This window comes from Furfurilactobacillus milii (assembly GCF_009864005.1).
GTDB classification, from domain to species: domain Bacteria; phylum Bacillota; class Bacilli; order Lactobacillales; family Lactobacillaceae; genus Furfurilactobacillus; species Furfurilactobacillus rossiae_B.
The window spans coordinates 81,746-102,648 of sequence record NZ_WEZQ01000014.1; the positions used below are offsets into that span (position 1 = coordinate 81,746).

General features: G+C 45.7%; 14 protein-coding genes. 6 read left to right on the forward strand and 8 right to left on the reverse strand.

Features of this window, described 5'->3' with window-relative positions; translation table 11 throughout:
- Positions 1–19 precede the first annotated feature (19 nt).
- Positions 20–868, forward strand: coding sequence for an aldo/keto reductase (locus GB993_RS08100; protein WP_161003854.1), 849 nt, complete (start codon positions 20–22; stop codon positions 866–868).
- A 96-nt stretch (positions 869–964) separates the two neighbouring features.
- On the opposite strand, the gene GB993_RS08105 is transcribed toward GB993_RS08100, so the two are convergent.
- The 3 genes from GB993_RS08105 to GB993_RS08115 all read right to left on the reverse strand — a co-directional run bounded on the left by GB993_RS08105 (position 965) and on the right by GB993_RS08115 (position 4,325).
- Positions 965–2,308 (reverse strand): IS3 family transposase, encoded by a 1,344-nt coding sequence (locus GB993_RS08105; RefSeq protein ID WP_161003855.1) that lies wholly within the window; start codon positions 2,306–2,308, stop codon positions 965–967.
- Positions 2,309–2,489: 181 nt separating this feature from the next.
- Positions 2,490–3,473, reverse strand: coding sequence for an alcohol dehydrogenase catalytic domain-containing protein (locus GB993_RS08110; RefSeq protein WP_161003856.1), 984 nt, complete (start codon positions 3,471–3,473; stop codon positions 2,490–2,492).
- A 3-nt stretch (positions 3,474–3,476) separates the two neighbouring features.
- Entirely contained in the window at positions 3,477–4,325 is an 849-nt protein-coding gene (locus tag GB993_RS08115) for an oxidoreductase (protein ID WP_161003857.1), read from the reverse strand.
- 99 nt (positions 4,326–4,424) lie between these two features.
- On the opposite strand from GB993_RS08115, the gene GB993_RS08120 reads away from it, so the two are divergent.
- Positions 4,425–4,898, forward strand: a complete 474-nt coding sequence (locus tag GB993_RS08120) for a MerR family transcriptional regulator (RefSeq protein WP_161003858.1) — start codon at positions 4,425–4,427, stop codon at positions 4,896–4,898.
- Positions 4,899–5,100: 202 nt separating this feature from the next.
- On the opposite strand, the gene GB993_RS08125 is transcribed toward GB993_RS08120, so the two are convergent.
- From GB993_RS08125 to GB993_RS08135, 3 genes are all read right to left on the reverse strand, one after another.
- Positions 5,101–5,742: an NAD(P)H-binding protein gene (locus GB993_RS08125; protein ID WP_161003859.1), complete on the reverse strand. Its 642-nt coding sequence runs from the start codon at positions 5,740–5,742 to the stop codon at positions 5,101–5,103.
- A gap of 82 nt (positions 5,743–5,824) precedes the next feature.
- The gene (locus GB993_RS08130; protein ID WP_161003860.1) at positions 5,825–7,219 is read right to left on the reverse strand and encodes a DHA2 family efflux MFS transporter permease subunit; all 1,395 of its coding nucleotides are present in this window, start codon (positions 7,217–7,219) and stop codon (positions 5,825–5,827) included.
- Between the two features lie 101 nt (positions 7,220–7,320).
- Positions 7,321–8,010 carry a YoaK family protein gene (locus GB993_RS08135; RefSeq protein WP_161003861.1) on the reverse strand — a complete coding sequence of 230 codons (690 nt, stop codon included), beginning with the start codon at positions 8,008–8,010 and terminating at the stop codon, positions 7,321–7,323.
- Between the two features lie 304 nt (positions 8,011–8,314).
- Between GB993_RS08135 and GB993_RS08140 the strand changes: the two genes are divergently transcribed.
- From GB993_RS08140 to GB993_RS08150, 3 genes are all read left to right on the forward strand, one after another.
- Positions 8,315–12,073: a MucBP domain-containing protein gene (locus tag GB993_RS08140; RefSeq protein ID WP_161003862.1), complete on the forward strand. Its 3,759-nt coding sequence runs from the start codon at positions 8,315–8,317 to the stop codon at positions 12,071–12,073.
- A gap of 155 nt (positions 12,074–12,228) precedes the next feature.
- Positions 12,229–13,578: an amino acid permease gene (locus GB993_RS08145; protein ID WP_161003863.1), complete on the forward strand. Its 1,350-nt coding sequence runs from the start codon at positions 12,229–12,231 to the stop codon at positions 13,576–13,578.
- A gap of 242 nt (positions 13,579–13,820) precedes the next feature.
- Positions 13,821–16,448 (forward strand): cation-translocating P-type ATPase, encoded by a 2,628-nt coding sequence (locus tag GB993_RS08150; protein WP_161003864.1) that lies wholly within the window; start codon positions 13,821–13,823, stop codon positions 16,446–16,448.
- Positions 16,449–16,590: 142 nt separating this feature from the next.
- Here the strand turns inward: GB993_RS08150 and GB993_RS08155 are convergent, their stop codons facing one another.
- A complete protein-coding gene (locus GB993_RS08155) occupies positions 16,591–17,712 on the reverse strand; it encodes a TMEM175 family protein (RefSeq protein WP_161003865.1) in 1,122 nt (373 codons plus the stop codon).
- Positions 17,713–17,859: 147 nt separating this feature from the next.
- On the opposite strand from GB993_RS08155, the gene GB993_RS08160 reads away from it, so the two are divergent.
- On the forward strand, positions 17,860–19,254 hold the full coding sequence (locus tag GB993_RS08160) for an FAD-binding oxidoreductase (RefSeq protein ID WP_161003866.1): 1,395 nt from the start codon (positions 17,860–17,862) through the stop codon (positions 19,252–19,254).
- Between the two features lie 582 nt (positions 19,255–19,836).
- On the opposite strand, the gene GB993_RS08165 is transcribed toward GB993_RS08160, so the two are convergent.
- Entirely contained in the window at positions 19,837–20,790 is a 954-nt protein-coding gene (locus GB993_RS08165; RefSeq protein ID WP_161003867.1) for a DNA/RNA non-specific endonuclease, read from the reverse strand.
- Positions 20,791–20,903 lie beyond the last annotated feature (113 nt).

Consider the following 20,903-nt stretch of genomic DNA (forward strand, 5'->3'; position numbering starts at 1 on the left):
ATTAAATGGAGGTATGAAAATGGCAACAGTTACAGATACTTATAAGTTAAGTAACGGCATTGAGATTCCTAAAGTCGGCTTTGGCACATGGCAGATTCCTGCTGGTGACGTTGCCTACAATTCTGTCGCAAACGCCCTTAAGGTTGGCTATCGGCACGTTGATACAGCGAAGGCATACGCAAACGAAGCGAGTGTTGGTCAAGCCATTCGCGATTCAGGCATCGATCGCAAGGACATTTTTGTCACATCAAAATTGCCCGGCGAGACGAAGACATACGACGGTACATTAGCGGATTTTGATGCAACATTTAAAGCTTTAGATATCGATTATTTAGATTTGTACTTGGTTCACGCACCGTGGCCATGGTCACAAATTGGCACTAACCACGATAAAGAAAACGTTGATGTTTGGCGCGCTATGCAGGAAATCTACAAGAGCGGCCGGGTAAAGGCCATTGGTGTTTCAAACTTCAATGTACACGACTTGCAAAACGTGATGCAGGATGCTGAAATTGCGCCGATGGTCGACCAAATTCAGTACTACGTTGGTTTCACAGAGCCAAAGATTGTCGACTTTGCTAAGGAAAATAATATTCTGGTTGAAGCATACTCACCATTAGCAACTGGTGGTTTGCTGAACAATGAGGATGTCGCCGCAATGGCTAAAAAGTACGGCGTTAGCGTCGCCCAACTAGCTTTACGGTTCTGCATCCAAAACGGGTTGCTGCCACTGCCTAAGGCAACGAGTGCCGCCCACATTGAGGCGAATAAAGAACTCGACTTTACGATTCAAGATGAGGACATGGACAAGTTGAATAACATGCCCGATACTGCACCATCACATTTTCACAATGCAACACAAGGCTAGTTTGAAATCTTGTTAACTAGTTTAAAAACACCCGCCAAAAAAAGTCGTAATGATGTGACGTTTACCCTAAAAGTTGGAACTAAATAGTTTTATTTATTAGGCAGTTAATTGTCGTTCGAAATCGAGCGGTGATTGACCGCCTAATTTTATTTGGATTCGTGTTTGATTGTAGTAATTGATCCAGGTATTAATCGCTTCTGTTAGCTCTAAGGTGTTTTCGTATTGTTTTAAACTACCAATTTCAACCTTCAGTTTGTCAAAGACAGTCTCACAGGCTGCGTTATCTAAACAAGTCGCTCTCCGTGACATGCTTTGACGAAGATGCATTTGTTTAAGTAGTTTTCTCCATGATCGATGTTGGTATTGCCAACCTTGATCAGTGTGTAGGGTGATTTGATAGCCAGTTTGTGGTAATTGCTTCATCAACGCTTTTAAGGGCGCTAGAGAGAACTTCAAATCCGGATGGGCACTGATCGACCAGGTTAAAATTCGCTTGCTGCACAGGTCTTTAATGACTTCTAAATAAACTTTATCGCCATTGTTGGCTTTAAGTTCCGTGACATCGGCGACCAACTTTTGGTGAAGGCGGTCGGTCATATTTCGACGATGTAAATGGTTTTTAGCGACTTTACCACGAGGACCTTTAGACGAATCATACTTTCGGGTGCGCTGGCGGTAACGACTACTGTTGAGTCCTAACTCACGCATCAAGCGTTGAATGCGTTTGTGGTTAGGACTAGGCAATCCTTGTGCTACACACTGCTTTCTTACAATCACGGATATGCGTGGAACCCCATAATTACCATGATGCTCATTGAAGATCGTCGTAATCATTCGTTTTAGGTCGGCAGACTTATCCGGGCGCCTAAACCTCGCTTGCCAATATTGGAAGACAGACATTGAAATTGGCAGCGCCTTAATTAAGTCAACTAATCGATATTTCGCCCTGAGTTCGGTGATGACTTGTGCGAGTTCTTGGTTGGATGCTCTCTCAAGGCTTGTAGTTTTTTTAAGGCGTCTAAGCGTATCCGCAAGGATAAATTCTCTTGTTCGAGGCGCTTGATGCGTTTCTGATCGGATTCCTTTGCGATGTGGTTTCACTCCCGGTCGCATTTCCATCAAAGCCTGAGTGCCATACAGATTGTATAGTCGCTCCCAGCGCACCACAGCCTCAATAGAAGCGAATCTAAAATGCGCACAAGTTTCAGTGATAGAGGCGTAATTTTGTTGTTTCCACTGTACAAGAGCGACGCGAAATTTACCAGTTACTTCTGGTGGTTGAAGAAGTCCTTGTCGTCCGTGTTGATTATAAATCGCAACCAGAGTACGGAATAACATGTGGGCAATATGATACTTTTTACCGACACTGGTCTTAGATCGAGTTCCCGTTAAGTATTCTTCTACTGCAGTGATTTTCGTATCAATACTAATTTTAGTCATAAAAATACCCCGAAAGTTGTTTCAACTTTCGGGGTAAACGTCAATGTGCATTTCATCACTGACTTTTTTTTGCTAGGTGTTTTTTAGTGGTTAACGAAATCTTAAAATAGCGTAAATCACGCTAATAGAAATTCAACGACTTTCAGATAAAGGGCGATATCCGAGATATGTTCACTTTCGGTTAGTTGGATGAACCATTTAAAATAACGATTTTCCCAACAGTGTGTTCAGTACTCAGAATATTTGCGGCATAGCTCAAGTTTTTTGCCGTGATGCCACCGGAAATGACTTTGGAAATTACTGGGTTGATTTCACCAAGCTTCATTAGATTAATCAAAAACTTTAATATCTGACCTTGCGTTTCATCTCTAAAATGAGTATTTGCTTTAGTGAAGACCATTTCACTGCTTAGGGTAAGCGATTTTTCAAACAGTTTTGAAAACTGTAAGCCTTCTTTTGAAGAGACGGTTGTGCCAATAACTCCATGTGGCAACGTTAGCTGGACTGCATCATCAAAATAATCATCCAAATTGCTTAGGATTGCCGTACCATCAACAAATGTATTCAACTGCGTCCCAAGGGTTTTATGATAATCCACTACAGTGTCCACCTTGTTTCTTAAGAGTTCCTGAAAGTGATTCGGACTGGCGGTCGCAAATACAATTAGGCCCGACCAATGGGCTAATTGTGTCAAAATCGAGCCGACACCACCCGCACCATTGATAACCAATAATTTTTTGCCAGTATTTGCATTTTTACTGGCAATAAAATTCATTTGTTCAAATAGCAACTCATATGCAGTTAGTCCAACTAGAGGGACACCGGCCAATTGAATATCAGAAAAGCGGTCGTCGACTTTTGCGATAAGTTTCTCGTCAACTACTTGTTCCTCGGCAAAGGATCCCTGTCTTTTATCAGTACCGGAATATATCACCCGCTGACCAATATTGAAATGTTTGACAGCATTACCAATAGCTGAGATATGACCGACAACATCGTAACCGTAAACCACTTCATGGTTATCACTCAATTGTGCCATTGCTTTGATGTCATGAGGATTTATTGAAGTTGCATCAACGGTCACTTTGACATCATTTGATCTAATTACTGGTGAAGCTACACTACGATTGAAAAAACCGTCTTTAGAGGCAAACACTGCTCGCATGAGCTATTGCTTTTCCGGAACATCAGCTGAGGCGGACAAATCATGTAATTGCCGGAAATCAGCTAGTGTTTGTCGATATTTTTCGATAACTGTTTCACTGGAATATTTACCAAGTGGCAACCGTAAAGGTAACTTGTCGAAATTATTGGTTACTTGATCGAAAATAATTTCGGCAGCTTTATCTGGATCGCCAGCCTCGTGATGAGCGCCCTCAGCATTACCTTCAATAAAATCAGCAAACTGTTTATAATCGTCGATTTGGGGCACAACTTTGTTTGAAGAGCGGCCTGCCCAATCAGTTCTAAAGCCACTAGGTTCAATTAGCATGGTCTTTATGTTGAGGTCTGCAACTTCTTTCGATAAGGACTCCGTCATCCCCTCAACAGCGTACTTAGTACCATGGTAAAATGACAACGTTGGAAATGAAAATAGACCACCGATTGAGGAAAAGTTGACAATTGCACCGAACTTTTGGTCGCGCATGATTGGCAATACTGAGCGGGTCATATCTACTAATCCCCAAACATTGACGTCAAACATGTATTTTACTTGTTCACGGTTACTTTCTTCAAAGGTACCAAAGTATCCTAAGCCTGCATTATTAACTAGTACATCAATCATGCCAAACCTGTTCATAGTAGCGGATACTGCTGCTTTAATCTGCTTTTGGTTAGTAACGTCTAGCGTTTGCTTAAGAATTTGACCGTGATCAAATTCATCGAGATACCCCAATTGTTCGGTATGACGGGCACTTGCCACTAAATTAACGTTTGCCTGTTTGGCCAGAAAGGTTGCCAATGAACGACCAAATCCTGTAGAAGTTCCTGTGATAAACCATGTTTTTGTTGCCATAACTAAATCTCCTTTGTTTGTTATTTATTTTGACAGAGATAACCATACGACTTAAACTAATGTTTAAGTCAAGAGACAATTTAAACAAAGGGAGAAATTATGTATTCTATTGGAGACATTGCTAACATTATGGGGATTAACACTTCTGCAATTCGTTTTTACGATAGAAATGGACTTTTACCCTTCGTTCAGCGAGATAAGGCTGGTCGTCGAAAGTTTAAGCCTGAGGATTTGAACTTTATCGAAGTAATTGACTGTTTGAAAAAAAGTGGTGTTCCTGTGAAGGATATCGCGCAATTTATTTCGCTGTGTATGCAGGGCGATCAAACACTTCAAGAACGTTATGATTATCTAGATGATGAAGAAGAAAAACTGTCACGTAAGATCGAAAAAATGCAGACACAATTGGAGTTTTTACAGTATAAAAAGTGGTATTACAAAACTGCGATTAAAGAGGGAACCGAAGATATCCATTTTCTTCCGAATTCTCGTATGATTGATCCGCAAACGCGCAATGAATTCGAAGAGAAAAGGAAGGCTACTGCGGACATTCATGAATTAACTGACTTATAAGACCACGTAAGGGCAATGTCGGCTATTTCTAGATAGACAAAAAAGGCAACCAAAGTGGTTGCCTTTTTTAATTCTCTGCCTCTTTATACAAGTAGTCGAGTTGGTTGTAATTATTCGTTTACGGAAATTGGATCGACCATCGTGAGCGTTCTATGAATTTTCCATGTTGTTCCGGGAGTGTTCCCCCAAAAAAGATTAAACATCAGTAGCCAGCCGGTGAATCTGCTTCAGTGTTTGGCTGGAAGACAGCAATGCTGGCACGGTTATCACGGGTGGAATCGGTGATTAGCTTAATGACATAATCGCTGACGCTGGCGCGCGAAACAATGGTGTTTGTAACTGTAGTGCCACTGGCTGAGGTGTCATAGTCAATGGTTGCGTCATTGGTCATCCAGGCACAACGAATCAACGTATAATTCAAAGTTGAATTTTTGATCACGTCTGCCGCACGAACGGATACGGACATTAAATCACCAACGGCCTGATTCTCCCATTCTTTAAAAGCACCGGTTAGTTCGTTCTCGATACCGATGCAAGTAATCCATAGTAATCTCGAGACGTGCGCTTTTTCCATAGCAGCAGTGATGACTTGTGCCTGCTGCTCATGTTCCGTGTCACCACCAAGGGTTTCAAAGACAATGTCTTGATTAACCATGGCCCGATTTACCGCAACGGCGTCAGTTGCATCGCCTTCGATAACCGTTTCACGGGCAGGATCAGTAATTGTCAGGCGTGATGCATTCCTCAAGAACAAGGTTAAGTGGGCATCCGTCTCGTTTAATAAACGTTTAGTGACTTGGCGGCCAATCGTGCCATTAGCCCCTAAAATTAAAACATTTTGCATCGTTAATACCTCCCAAACTCAGTTATTTCGACTAAGTGACGTCAGTATAGAGCCTTCGAGTAACTGTAATGCAAACGAATTTCTAAAGTTTTTTGTGATTTAACCGCAGACCGTGAACCAATACAAAGAAGTTAATCAGCAAGAGTACCGCCAGCACAATAAAACCACGATGCGTACCTAACTGAGTGCGGAATGTAAAGGAGTGGGTGCTACCAGCCTGTGTCAGCGCGACTACCGCAGACACAATGGCCGTTCCGACGGCGCCGGCGAATTGCTGAACGGTGTTGTAAATAGCGTTACCATCACTTTGTTGTTGGTCTGACAGAGATTTTAGGCCGGTTGTCATGATGTTGCCGAATGCTAGGCCGGTACCAAACATATAAAGCAGATACCAACTTAAAATGATGCCAGGAGTCAGAGAGCTTGTGCCAAACATCATGCCGCCCAACGCGACTAACTGACAGAAAGCACCGGCCAAAATTGGCCGTGTTGGACCGAAATGGTCGAGAATCGTGCCACCTAGGGGCGCAAATAACGCTCCTAGCGCAGCCCCAGGCAGGACAACCAACCCGGCAATTAAGGCACTTTTACCGTTTACGAGTTGCAAGAAGTTTGGCAGGAGAAAGGATAATCCCAGTGCGCTGATTTGAACGAGAAAGAATGCTAAAAGGTGCCAATTGAAAACAGGTTGACTAAAAACTGTCAACTTAATCAGTGGCTGGTCAATCCGTTTGGAACGCCAAATGAACGCTGCGAGGGCCAAACAACCAATGACGATGCCTAAAATAACAGGCCATGGTTGGGTCGTCACGTGGGCCATATTGCTGAGACCAAGGATAAAGCTGATGAAGGTCAGCGCGACTAGTCCCCAACTGAGAACGTCAAAACGGACCTTTTCTGTTTTATTGACTTGCCGAATGGTCAGTAACCCGGTAATCAGCGAGAGTAGCAACAACGGGACGAGGAACATGAAAATGTCCCGCCAGTTGAGGTTGCTGACAATCAGGCCACCATATGTTGGTCCTAATGCAGGTGCAACCGCGGTGACTAAGGTGCCGATACCCATAAGCAGACCGATTTTGTCCATTGGTGCCTGCTCCAAAATGATGTTAAACATCAACGGCAGTGCAATCCCAGTTGCAACACCCTGAATTAGTCGTCCTAGAAGAAGCGCGCCAAATGTCGGGGCAAACGTATCCACAACCAGGCCAGCAATAAACAGCAGGTTGGCAGTTAAAAAGAGTGTCCGCGTTTTGAATCGTCGTTTGAGGAAAGACGAAATCGGGACAAACGTCGCAACAATGAGCAGGTAGCCAGTGGTTAACCACTGAACCGTTCCCGTACTGATGTGAAATTGCCGCATCAATACGGGAAAAGTAATATTCATGGCCGTCTCGACCACCACACCGGCAAATGACATTAGACCAGTGGCGAAAATGGCAAGGATCAAACGACTATTGAGCGTTCGTTGTTGCAAAAAAAGACCTCCTTAAGGTGCAATTAAACGTTACTTCGTTTATATCACAGTCTCGGAAGGTCTCGCTAGAACGAATTTATAAAACTTTTTATGAAGAGCAATTAATCGCTGAACTGAATGTTCTTTTGATGAATCGCAATGGAGTAACCGATGATGACCAATAGGATGCCAACTGCAGCAAACCAAATCGCGTGAACATTGAAGGAAAGTTGCAAGAGTGCCGAGATGATGGCGCCCGCCGCAAACGCAAAAACCAACTCTAGGTACAGCATTGCGCTAATCAGTTGGCTGCGGTTGTGATGGAAATGAAACTCACCAATCGCAATCATTGCCATTTTAAGGTTACCGGTGGAATAAACGCTGTTGTAGCCGTGACCTTCAATGGCATTAAAGGCCGTCGTTTGCATGGCCATGACCATTGCTAACGGTGGTACCGCAAAAATATCAGACACGCTCCGTGGTTCGAACCCAACGATGATACAAACTACCATTTCCAGTAAGAGGGTGGGGAGGCGCCAGTAGTGTGTGCTGTGGTGATGCTTAAATAAACTGACAGCCAGCACGCCCAGTGAGAAAAAGAGGATGGCTGCCACCTTGGTCATGAGGCTAGGCAGATTTCGTTTGGCAACGTCGACACTCAGAAAAATGATGTTACCAGTCTGCATAGCTGCCAGTGATCCACCGCGCTGTTCAAATGTATAAGCGTCGATAAAACCACCGACCATTGTGAGAGCCACGGCGAGCCGGCGAAGCTGGTAAATCTGGGGAACACCGTCTTTATCTAGGGGCATAATAAACTTCTTTCCGATTTCGTATAAAGAATAGTTTAGCACAATCACGGAAGATTAAAATTCGATGATAAAATGCGAACTAAAACGCAAAAAAATAAATTGTTATTTTTTGAACAAAATGGATCATTAAATCCCAGTTTCAATAATGATACACGGGGTATATTGTTCAAAACTTAATTGTGGAGACTTCCTGAAGTGTTGCAATATCAGCATCTTTCACGAGTCACATCAATTGTTAGGGTAACTAATTATTCTTATGATTACGATAAGAACATTGGTGAAAGCAATAGATGGAGGCGACGAAATGATGATGGAAATTGGTATGCATTCAAAATGGTTGGCTAAAATGGTGCATGGCTTTTCTGCCACACTGATTATGTTTGGAACACTTGGTGGACTGGCGTGGAGCCCACCATCGTCTGTAAAAGCAGAAACGAAGACGAAACAACAAACTGAACGTAATGAAGGGATAATCAATGTTTCAGCGAAGGATTTCTTGGAACGGTTTCACCTCAATGGGTCAGCAACATACAAGTATGACGAGAAGAGTGATACGGGAATTGTGACGCTTACGGAAGATGTGAAGGAACAGGCAGGTAATTTTACGTTAAAAGATCGAATCGATCTTGATAAGAGCTTTGAATTGACTGGGTCGGTTAACCTCGGTAGTGATTCAAAGACTACAGGCGCTGACGGTATTGGGTTTGCTTTCCACCCCGGGGATACAAAAGCAGTTGGGTATCGCGGCGCCAACATGGGTATTGGTGGGTTACAAAATGCCATTGGTTTCCAGCTAGATACATTCCATAATAGCTATTCAGCCCCAGATCCTAATGGCGCATATCCCAATTATCAGTTAGGGTGGGAAGCTGACCCGAACGTCAATCCGTACGGGGCGTTTGTGACAACGGATGGTGAAAAGGGCTGGGCCACGATTGATACGGATACGGTACAGAAGTTTGATGGCCCAAAGAATATCGATGGTAAGTTTAGACCTTTTAAAATTTCTTATGATGGGAAAACACGTTTGTTAACGGTTCAGTATGATGCGGCTGAAGGTGCAAAGTATTGGACATACACGATTCCTAAGGGCGAGCAGTATCAACAGATGGCGATGGCCGTCAGCGCTTCCACTGGGGGTTCGAAAAACAAACATCAGTATAAATTTGATAATTTTAAGTATGAGTCTTGGTCTGGTATCAACGTGCGCTATGTTCGTGAAGATAAGGATGGTTATCACGATATTGCTGATCCTGAAAGCATGTCAGGGCCAGATGGACAAGAGTACAAAACAGAACAAAAAGACATTGCCGGTTACAGATTTAAAGAAATGGGTAAAGACAGTCTGCCCGCCGCTGGAATATATAGCGGAACTGGTGGCACCGTCATTTACGTTTATGAATCGACTCAGTTGGACTCGGCCGGTGTGAAAGTGATTCATAAAACGGAAGATGGCAAAATTCTGAAAACTGAAAATGCCACGTACGGAAAAGATTCAAGCGGCAATCCCTTGCCGCCAATTGTTGGTAATCAATATTTTACCCAGCAGGGAACATTTGACGGGTACGTCTTCGTTAAAGTAGATGAAGGCGGCTGGGCGCCAACAGGTTTCTTGGAGAAAGACGAGGGTATCGTGACTTATATTTATCGCGATAAGAATGCGCCAGAAACTGCGATGCCAGTTACGGTTAACCACGTTGATAAGAGCACAGGCAATTTATTGAAAGAAGAAATGGCGACATTTCCAGATGGCTTGTTTGTCGGTCAACGATATACATCGGAAATTGGTAAGTTTCCTGGTTTCAAGTATGTTGGTATCGACGAAAATGGATTGAAGCCTGAAGGAATTTTGGATAACAAAGGTGGCGCTGTGACCTATTACTATGAGCCAGAACCAGAGTCTGCTGGGGAAGTGAAGGTTCACTACCAAACGGAAGATGGTAAATTGTTAGGCAATGCGGATGCCGATTATCCAGACGGTCAACATGTCGGCAAACAATACACGACGAAGCAAAAAGCGTTTGATGGGTACGAATTCGTGAAAGTGGATGAAGAAAAGGGTTTGGCGGCTACTGGTACATTAACACCTGATGATGGTGACGTTTACTACATTTACAAGGAAGTCAAACCAGATCCCGAACCTGCTGGGGAAGTGAAAGTTCATTACCAAACAGAAGATGGCAAGACATTAGGTAGTGCGGATGCCGATTATCCAGACGGTCAACATGTGGGGAAACAGTACACAACGAAGCAAAAAGCGTTTGATGGGTACGAATTCGTGAAAGTGGATGAAGAAAAGGGCCTAGCAGCGACTGGTACATTGACCGCTGACGGCGGTGACGTTTACTACATCTACAAGGTAGTCGAACCAACCCCCGAACCTGCCGGCAAAGTTACCGTTCATTACCAAACGGAAGATGGTCAGTCATTAGGTAGTACAATGGCCAGTTATCCGGATGGTCAACATGTGGGGAAACAGTACACGACTGAAAAGCGCGACTTTGATGGGTACGAATTCGTGAAAGTCGATGAGGGAAAAGGCTTAGCGGCTAATGGTACATTGACGGCCGACGACGGTGACGTTTACTACATCTACAAGGAAGTCGAACCAATCCCCGAACCTGCCGGCAAAGTGATGGTTCGTTATGTCACCGATGATGCTGAGCCTAAGGAGTTAAAGGATTCCGAAGAGGCCGAGTATTTAGATGAACAGGTTGTTGGTGGGCGCTACCAAACGATTAAATATACGTTTGAGGGATACAGTTTTAAAGAAGTATCCAGCGATGGCCTGCCAGTGAGTAGTTATCTGACCGCTGAGGGTGGCACAGTGACGTATGTTTATTCGAAAGAAGATGACCCAGCAAAATGTGGACGTGTTCACGTGACTCATCAGACGGTTGACGGCGAGAAACTGGATAGTCACGAAGCAGATTATCCAAACGGTCAGGCGGTTGGTGAACGGTATGAAGCCAGTCCACGTGATTTTCGGCCACTGACCTACCTATTTATGACTGAGGACAGTGCGCCCGCCACTGGTACGTTAGAAGAAAACGACAAGCAGGTGACTTTCGTTTATGGTGACGCTGATGACAATTTGCCAAATGTGAAGGTCGAATACAAAACGGAAGATGGCGACTTGCTCGGCAATGCGGTTGCAACATATCCAGAAGGTCAAGAAGTGGGTAAACCGTATCAAACAAACCAACGTGACTTTGACGGATATAGCTTTGTTAGGGTAGATGCCGCTGGTCTAGCTGCTAATGGTGACATTCCAGAAGGTGGCGGTATGGTAATTTATCTTTACCAGGCTAATCCAACAGATCCAACACCAGGTGAACCGGACCCTGATCCAACAGATCCGGAGCCATCACCCGTACCTGATCCTAAGCCAGATCCGGAACCGACACCGGAACCATCAGATCCGACAGAACCATCCAATCCAGGAGATGAATCCAGTTCTGGTAGTTCAGAATCAGGCAATAGTAGTTCTAACACGGATAGTTCTGATACTGAATCAAATGGTAATGACGTCAATAGCGGTTCCAACACTGGCGGTGGCAACGGCAACACAAGTAACTCCGATAGCTCAAGCGTCAACAGCGATGGAACAGGGACAACAACTTCAGAATCATCGACAACAGGTAATCAGAATGCTGACACTGGAAAAGAAAACTCGAATAATCAGCAACAAACAACGACCGGTAATACAAACACTGATAACCAGTTAACTAACGGTCAATCACAAAACTATCCAGTAACCGATGTGCTTGGAGAAGTTCAACGATCGGGGATGGTGAGTGAGGAAACTAGCGCTGAACAGTCAACACCTTCTGCTGAAGAAGCGACTGCCACACATGATTCCGGTCAAGCGCTGGCAGGTAATCAACCCGCAATGGCGCAGATTGATCCCGGCGAACCAGCAACTAAATCATCAGCTAAAAAGGATTCAGGTGATTTACCGTTCGTGGGTCAACGTACAGAAGCACTAGTTACTATTGGTGTTCTTGCCTTGTTAGTAACGTTTACAGGATTCTACATGTTTCAAAAACGGTCTAAAAAGTAATCGTTCTTCTTAACTGAAAGCACTGACAGTAATTGGGGTACCAAGTGTCAATTACTGTTGGTGTTTTTTTGATGGGTTGCGTCCGAAAACGAGTTAGCGTAGAGTAAATTGCATCTCTTTTTTACACAAAATGAATGGATCAGAAAGGAAACCTCATGGCACAGACACCGCCCAAACAACTTGCTCGTAAGCTAACACACCGTCACATTCAAATGATTGCGCTGGGCGGCACGATTGGTACTGGCCTATTCTTAGGCTCTGGTAGCGCAATTCACCAAGCTGGACCGGCCATCATTTTAGCTTATGCCATTGGTGGCTTCTTTTGTTATTTGATGATGCGTGCTCTGGGTGAGCTGTTGCTGTCTGATTTGAAGAAAACCTCTTTTTTAGACTTTATTCAAACGTATTTGGGCAAACGCGCAGGCTTTGTCATTGGCTGGATTTACTGGTTGTGTTGGCTGAGTCTGGCCATGGCCGATTTAACGGCAACTGGTATTTACTTAAAATACTGGTGGCCGGGCTTGCCCCAGTGGCTACCACCACTGATAATTATTGGCCTCCTCGTTTTAGTCAACCTGATGTCTGTTGGCGCGTTTGGTGAATTGGAATACTGGTTTGCGATGATCAAAGTGGTCACCATTGTGGCGTTAATTGCCGTTGGGGTTGTTTTGCTGGCAACGCAAGTAAACGTTAATGGGCATACGGCTAATTTAGCACGATTGTGGCAGCATGGTGGTTTCTTCGCCACTGGCTGGTCGGGCTTCTTGACTTCATTTACACTGGTCATTTTTGCCTTTACTGGGATTGAAATGCTGGGGCTGACTGCAGGTGAAACAGCCAATCCACAGACAGAATTGCCACGGGCTATCAACAGTTTGCCAATTCGGATGATTTTGTTTTACGTTGGCGCGTTGTTTGCGATGATGATCATTTATCCATGGCAACAGTTGCCAGTTCACAGCAGTCCATTCGTACAAGTATTTAACGGCTTAGGAATTAAAGCGGCCGCTGGTGTGATCAACTTTGTGGTATTGACTGCGGCTTTGTCAGCGGCCAACAGTGCCTTATTTAGTACGAGTCGGACGTTATTTGTCCTAGCTAACATGGGTGGTGCACCGAAACGACTCAAAAAGGTTAACCGGTTTAACGTACCTAGACCAGCGATGCTCGTTTCAGCTTTTATCCTGTTGCTGACTGTACTGTTAAATTACTTACTACCAGGAACCGTCTTTACGTTAGTGGCCAGTATGTCGACGATTAACTTTATCGTTGTATGGATGGCACTGATCGTGTGTCACTTACGTTATCGTCGACAAACGAAGCAGCCCAGTCAATTATTTGCGATGCCATTGTTTCCTATCAGTGATTGGATAACGTTGGTCTTTTTTGGTCTCGTCATCGTTGGACTGTTTTTCGATCCTCAGCGTTGGTGGATGGTGTTCGGTGCCGGCGCTATCATACTGGTGTTGACGCTAATCAGCTGGGTTGTCGTGAAAGAATCCTGATTATCATTGAGTTTTAGTTTATAAATTAATGTGAGATATGATTGTGACTCAGTTTGATACCGTTGTAGTGGTGGAAACCGCCAAACGGCAATCAACGAGTCGCAATTTTTTTATGGTTTTTATAGGCGTTAACTTTGCGAGTCTTCATTTGCGTTTGTTAAAATTATTGCAACGAGTCGTGCATGACAGCGGTTATGTAGCGATCGATTCCACCGAAGTTAGAATGAGAAAGGACTGAGGCGATGAACCAGATTGCACACACTAAAGAAGAACGGCGTGACTTTATCCATCAGGGATTAAGCGCCAAAGAAGTTAAGGACCGTCAAGCACTAGACGGTAAGAATGAATTACAGGAACAAAAGCCACCGAGTGTTTGGCGGAAGCTACTTCAACAGTTAACAGAAATTACAGCCATTATCTTGCTGGTTGCTGTTGGGATCTCCACCTATATGGCAATTGCCCTCGATGGCGGTTGGACTAAGCCGATCGTTATCGGGGCGATCGTCATCTTAAACGTTGCGATTGGGCTATATCAAGAGCAAAGCGCAGAAAAAGCGTTGGCAGCACTGAAACAGATGAGCGTGCCGACAGCTAAGGTGCGTCGCGATGGCACCGTTCAGGAGATTGCGGCGGCTGACATTGTTGTTGGCGATGTTGTGCTTCTTAACGCCGGTGACCGGGTACCAGCTGATGGACTGCTGGAAAGCGTGACAGCACTAGCTGTGGATGAAGCCATTTTAACGGGTGAAAGCGAAGCGGTTGAAAAGTCACTGACCGGCAACGGTAAGGATGTCGAATCAATCGGCGATCAAGTTAACCGGGTATTTGCTGGTACTTCGGTTACCCGCGGATCAGGGACGATGATTGTCACGGCCATTGGGATGGCGACGGAGCTTGGTGAAATTGCTGGTTTGTTGAATAAGACCAAACCAAAGCAGACGTTGTTGCAAAAACGGTTGTCACGTTTAGCGCTAACCCTAACTGGTGTTGCCATTGCTGGTGGAGTGCTGATCTTTATGCTGAGCATGACACAGCGGTTGGGTAGCGTTGCTGACAATCTGATGATGGGTGTCTCCCTAGCTGTAGCGGCAGTTCCGGAAACGTTGCCGGTGATTGTAACCATCAGTTTGGCTGTCGGTGTCCAGAAAATGGCCAAACGGCATGCGATTATTCGTCAAATCAGTGCTGTTGAAACAATCGGTAGCATTGATGTGATCGCTTCGGATAAGACGGGGACCTTAACGCAGAACCAGATGACGATTACGCGGCTGTGGGTGCCTGGTGAGCAACCGGCTGATATTAGTCACAACGGGGAGCTCGATGCATCCGCAACGCGACTATTACGCTATTTTGGTCTGGCTACGAATGCCACCATTGTCGCCACGGATGATGGTGAACAGACCACTGGTGATGCGACCGAACTGGCCATCGTTCGATTAATGCAGCAGCACAGTTTGTCGAGAAATAAATTTGAACAAGAAGCGCCACGTGTGGCAGAACGGCCGTTTTCATCGGATGTGAAGTCTATGGCAACGCTCCATGAGCTGACGGATGGCAAGTTTTTGCTGATTGTCAAAGGGGCTGTAGATCGTTTACCGGTTAAACTTTCCCAGACAGAACGCCGACGTTTGGATGACGTACATGATGCGTTTGCACATGACGCACTGCGGGTGCTGGCCGTTGGATACCGTGTCTTTGACAGTGATCCAGGGCGTGACTGGGAGAAGTTAGAAGGAGACCTAACCTTTGCGGGGATTATCGGCCTGATTGACCCACCACGACCAGAGGCTGCACCGGCCGTTCAGCAGGCGCGTGATGCAGGCATCAAGCCAGTGATGATCACGGGTGATCACAAGGAAACTGCCAGAGCGATTGCTGAGCAAATTGGGATTTACCGCGATGGTGACCTAGCCATTTCTGGCCGTGAGTTGAACGCTTGGAGTGATGAAGAACTAGCTGACAAGGTTGAACAGGTAAGCGTGTTTGCCCGGGTGTCACCTGAAGACAAAATTCGGATTGTGAACGCTTGGCAGAGTCATGGCAAAATCGTGGCAATGACCGGTGATGGGGTCAACGATGCGCCCGCATTAAAGGCTGCAGATGTTGGTGTGGCAATGGGTATCACAGGAACCGAAGTAGCGAAAGGCGCCGCCGATGTCATCCTGACTGATGATAACTTTGCCACGATTATTGATGCCGTCGATTCTGGGCGGACGATTTACCAAAACATTCTTAAGGCTGTCGAATTCTTAGTCGGCGTTAACTTCGCTCAAATCTTCTTAATGATCGGCAGCGTGTTAATGGGTTGGGGTGCGCCGCTGATTGCAGAACAATTGCTGCTAATCAACGTGTTGGCCGACGGGATTCCTGGTTTCTACCTGGCCCGTGAACCTGGTGAAAGATCGGCAATGAAACGACCACCGATTCCAAATGAGCAGAGTATTTTTGCAAACGGACTTGGCAAACGGATGGCGTGGCGGGCCGGTATCTATACTGTGCTTACGCTAGGTATTTACGCATTGGGTCGCTTTGGCCTAACAGGTAACAAAGCCGTCGTTGGTTCCACAATGTTGTTTCTCGTCTTGGCATTGGGGTCAATGATTGATATTTACCCAATCAAACGGCGTGAACCGATGACATGGGCATCAATCAAGGCGAACCGGTCACTTAACCTCGCATTAGGGACAGCCGCGGCCATTATCGTTTTGATTGCGCTCATACCTGCTTTGCAAGGTGCCTTTGGATTGACGAGCTTAACGCCTGTACAATGGCTGATCAGTCTTGTTGCCGCGCTTATTCCAACCGCTATCCTAGAAGGATTAAAGCGATTGGATTGGCGTAAACGTTCAGGTGCAGTGGTTACAGAATAGATAAGATAGAACGCGCGTGCAGCGGTGTTCAAACACAAACAACCTTTATGGGAACATTTCCCATAAAGGTTGTTTGCACTGAAAATAGTTGTAGCAGGTACTCGGTTTTATAACCGTTTAGTAATGCAATGCTCAGTCAACATTACTTTTGTTTGCGGGCTTGTCGCTGGGCGTCTTTTTGAGCCTGTTTTCGCGCTTGCTGCGTTTGACGCTGCAAACGTGGATCCTTTTTCCGCTGTTCTTTAAACCAAGATTCCCATTGTTGCTTTTGAATTTGGGTTAAGCGACCGCCTTGCCGAAGTTGGTCCTGCAATTGGGGATCATCGCTTTGGTCTAGCCACTGTTGCCAGTAGTTGCGACGACGGGAATTTGAACGCGGTGTTTTCGGTGCACGGGGTGAAGGCGACGGTTTAACATTGGTTGCCTTGGCCTGTGCAGACGTTGCGGCAGGTGTTCGGACGGGTGCTTGCGTTGAAACAGGCTGGTCGATGAGGCTATCAACGTCAGCTTCATCGACCGGTGTTTGCAAAGCTACGTCAGCATTGTCGACTGCTATTGGATTCTCTGCGTTTGCTTTCAACATAGCTGTGATTTTTTCTTGCTGTTCTCGGAAAGCTTTACGGTCAGCCGTGGAGAAATCAAGGAAGTCTTTGCGCTGATCCGGCGTTAGTTGCTCAACGTCGTACATTTCCTGACGATCGCTGCTACTGCTCAGAAAGTTCCAGATTGGGTAGGCGAGGAAGAAAATGATGGCCCATGTGGGTTTGAAGTAGGCGAGAATGATGGCTGCAATACTGATGGCCATTTGAATTCGATTATTAAAGCCGAATATTTTGATGTAGACCTGAGCCATGTCCGACTTGTTGGTGTATTCAAAATGAATGATCGACTGGGTGAGAAAACGGAAAAGGACGCTGACAACTGCGGATAAGACGCCGTAAGCCATCACGGTTACTCGGGTCGTATTAGTGGCCATCATGCTAGTGAACAGTGGCATCAATGACAGCACCGCGAGAAACACAAAGTCCATAATCAGAATGCGATAGGTCATCGAATCAATTTCATCAAACGCTGTGGCGTGCGAGTACCACATGTTAGCGACGTAGAAGAAACTGATAAAGTAGATGCCGATTTCTTTTGCTAATGATAAATAGGCAGACGGCGAATCTGTTACGACGCCGTGTAGATCAAGTACCATGATGGTGATAATAATGGCGATGATAGCATCACTGAATGCATCAAGCCGCGTTTTGAGCTTATCCATGAATATTCCTCGGTAAGAATAGTTTTAGCTTGATTGTACACGTTTATGCTGCTAACAAACCGATAAACATAAATGTTTGCCATTTGAGATGAAGAAATTTATGGTAATCGGTGTAAGTAACTAACAATTTGTAAGGAAGCGACTTAGATGGCAGTATTCAGTGCATATTCACAAGATGAAATTTTGGATGCTTTAAAAAAGGCAACACCACACGCTGACGTGTACACGGACGCAGATAGTTTGGCCAAACACAAGAATGACCCTAATGGCATCGGTGATGCGGATGGCGACTTATTAGCCTACGTTGAGGTGGGTGATACCGATGATGTGAAAGGTGTTTTGAGCGTAGCCCGCCGCTTTCATATTCCGGTCATTCCACAAACGACCGCGACGAGCACGGTTTCCGGTTCTGACGCAGAAGCTGGTGCCATCATGTTATCAACGATTCGCATGAATAAGATTTTAGACATTAGTCGTGAGGATTCAGTGGCGGTTGTTCAACCAGGAGTGATCAACCAAACGTTGAACGATGAAGCTAATAAAGTTGGCATGTTTTATGCACCTGATCCAGGTTCACGGCCCATTTCAGCAATTGGTGGCAATGCGTCAACTAACGCTGGTGGGATGAGCACTGTTAAATATGGTGCCACCCGTGATTCTGTTTTGGGTTTGAAGGTTGTCTTAGCTGACGGCCGTGAACTCAAGTTAGGCGGGCGGACATTTAAACAGGCGTTTGGCTATGACCTGACGCACCTATTCGTTGGCTCGGAAGGTACGCTGGGCATCATCACCGAAATCACGGTGAAGTTATTCCCAATTCCGCTTGGTCACGCGGTGATGGGGTTGGCTTTCTTCGATAACATGACCAAACTGTCAGAGGCAGTGACGGAAGTGCGGGCATCCGGTGTCTATCCGGCAATGTTGGAAGCTTTGGATGCTAATACTGTTGCGGCTTTGGATAAGTATGAGGGGACGCATTACGCTGACAATAGTGGTGCGATGCTGATTCTTCGTTTGGACGTCGGTGGTGATGAAGCGTTAAAGGTTACTGAAAAAGTGTTGAACGATCATGGCGCACAACACATTCATGTCACTTCCGACGATGCCGAGATGAAGGCCATCGAAAAGTTGCGGCAAGACATGTTGCCAGCGGTCTTTGCCGGACACAATCACGTTATGGAAGATATGGCCGTGCCAATGTCTAAATTGGCGCCAATGATGGATTACGTCAGCGAAGTAGCCGATCAACTTCACGTGCAAATCTTTACCGCCGGTCATGCTGGTGATGGTAACGTTCACCCAAGTATCGTTTGGCCTAAGGAGCAAACGGAGGTGCCGGAGAATGTTATCAAGGCACTGCAACTGATGTTCCGCAAAGCCTTGGCACTCGGTGGGACGATTTCTGGTGAACACGCGGTTGGTATGTTGAAGAACCAGTGGGTCAACGAAGAACTCGGCGATGATGTTGACATGGTTCAACACCAAATCAAGTCGTTGCTTGATCCGATGGGGATTCTGAACCCGAAACGGAAAATCAATTAAGCGTACGATTGCTACATCTTTGATGCGACTATAGAAAACGACCTACACAAGGTTTAAATCATTAACCCTGTGTAGGTCGTTTTTTGGTTTTGATGTCGCCTGCGGTTGTCAACAGTGACACGCTCGCCGTGGGACCGGATCAAGCCCGAAGTTCACGGTCTTTCACCTCGCCGTGAAGCCTCCAAAATCGAGTCTTCACGACCGTCCGTAACCTAAATTCGGAAAACCACCGAATTAACGTTACCTTCACGGCTCGGTATCACTGTTGACGCCCTTCAGCTTGGATAGTCGCAATTTTACTACATAGTCTCGGTTTGCATTGAACTATGTTTTTTAATTATATGGGTGGAACAGACTAGCTGTTTTGTCATGTGTAATATGAGCGGAACTGACATGAAACAGAGTTCCGTGTCGGTAACACTTGGCGGCGAGAATTTGGCCGCGTAGTGTTACGGGACGACTTCTGAGACGGGCTGTGGCTCAGAATCGAGGGCGAAAACTGCGGTTTGTGCGGGTTGAGACCGGTCCCAGGGAACGGCGTTTCAGGTCAGTGAAGCGGTATGAAGTATGCATAGTAGAAGATTAATTTTGTGTCCAACTGCCATCGGCATAGTTGATGGTGGCGCCATTCTGAGCGTTAAATACGTAAACGTTAATGTTCAAGGCTTGGCCGTCATCCGTCGTGCTAACCGCCTGAACATGAGTGCCGCGGGGAACAAGTTCGTTGCCTTGGTACAGAGGGGTGACAACGTAATAGACGGGGATGTTTGGCCGTTCTCTGACAAAGTCACGGATTGCGGTTTCGGCGTAAGCCATCCCACCGGCAGTGCTTTGGCTACGTCCGTTTGTACCAACGTTTTGAGCACGAGTGCCAGTCGTTAAGTTGTTGCGCTGCATGATGGCATTGCTACTGCTGTCAGGCCCGCCAAGATTACCAACTAACGACCAAGCTAACGTGTGAGAACGGTTGTAGAAGTAACCGCGATAACCGTTTAACTGGGCAATGCGATTATTGCCTTCGTAGCCTGTCGGATTGGCGCTTTCAGCAAAGGAAGGTCGCTTCATGGCGGCCGTGGCACTGACACTGTCGTAAGTGACTAACGCTTGGCCAGCTTGACTGCGGCCCAGCGTATCCGGCGAGTCAATCGTGTACCAGGCTTGTTCATGGTTGTGCTCTAAGGCATCATGAATTTGTAAACTGGTTAGGGTTGATTTGCCCAAACTGACGTAGTTTTCTGGATACTTGTTCGCGGCGAATTGTAGTGCCAGTAACTGACTGTCAGTCGCGTCACGGGGTACATCGGCGGTAGTGGGCGTTGTTTGTGTGCTACCTGAATTACTACTGAACCAGTTTTCAGCTTGTCTGGTCCAGTGACGGTAATGACGGCGCATTGTGGTGACTTGGCGCGGGCCATGGGTAAAGGCCTTGACCTCGGTGTTATTAGTCGAAAAAAGGTAACCGAACACTAACACTGCAATGGTTGCCAAGACGGTAACGAGCTTGCGTTGCTTTAGTTTGAAACGTTTCTTTTTCATGATTCATTCCTTATTTTCTTTGTTCTTGTCTGCCACCTAATAGTTTACTCGCATGGCAAACGAAAAGCAGTACTGTCAACAAACTTGACGGTACTGCTTCTTTTGTAAATTAA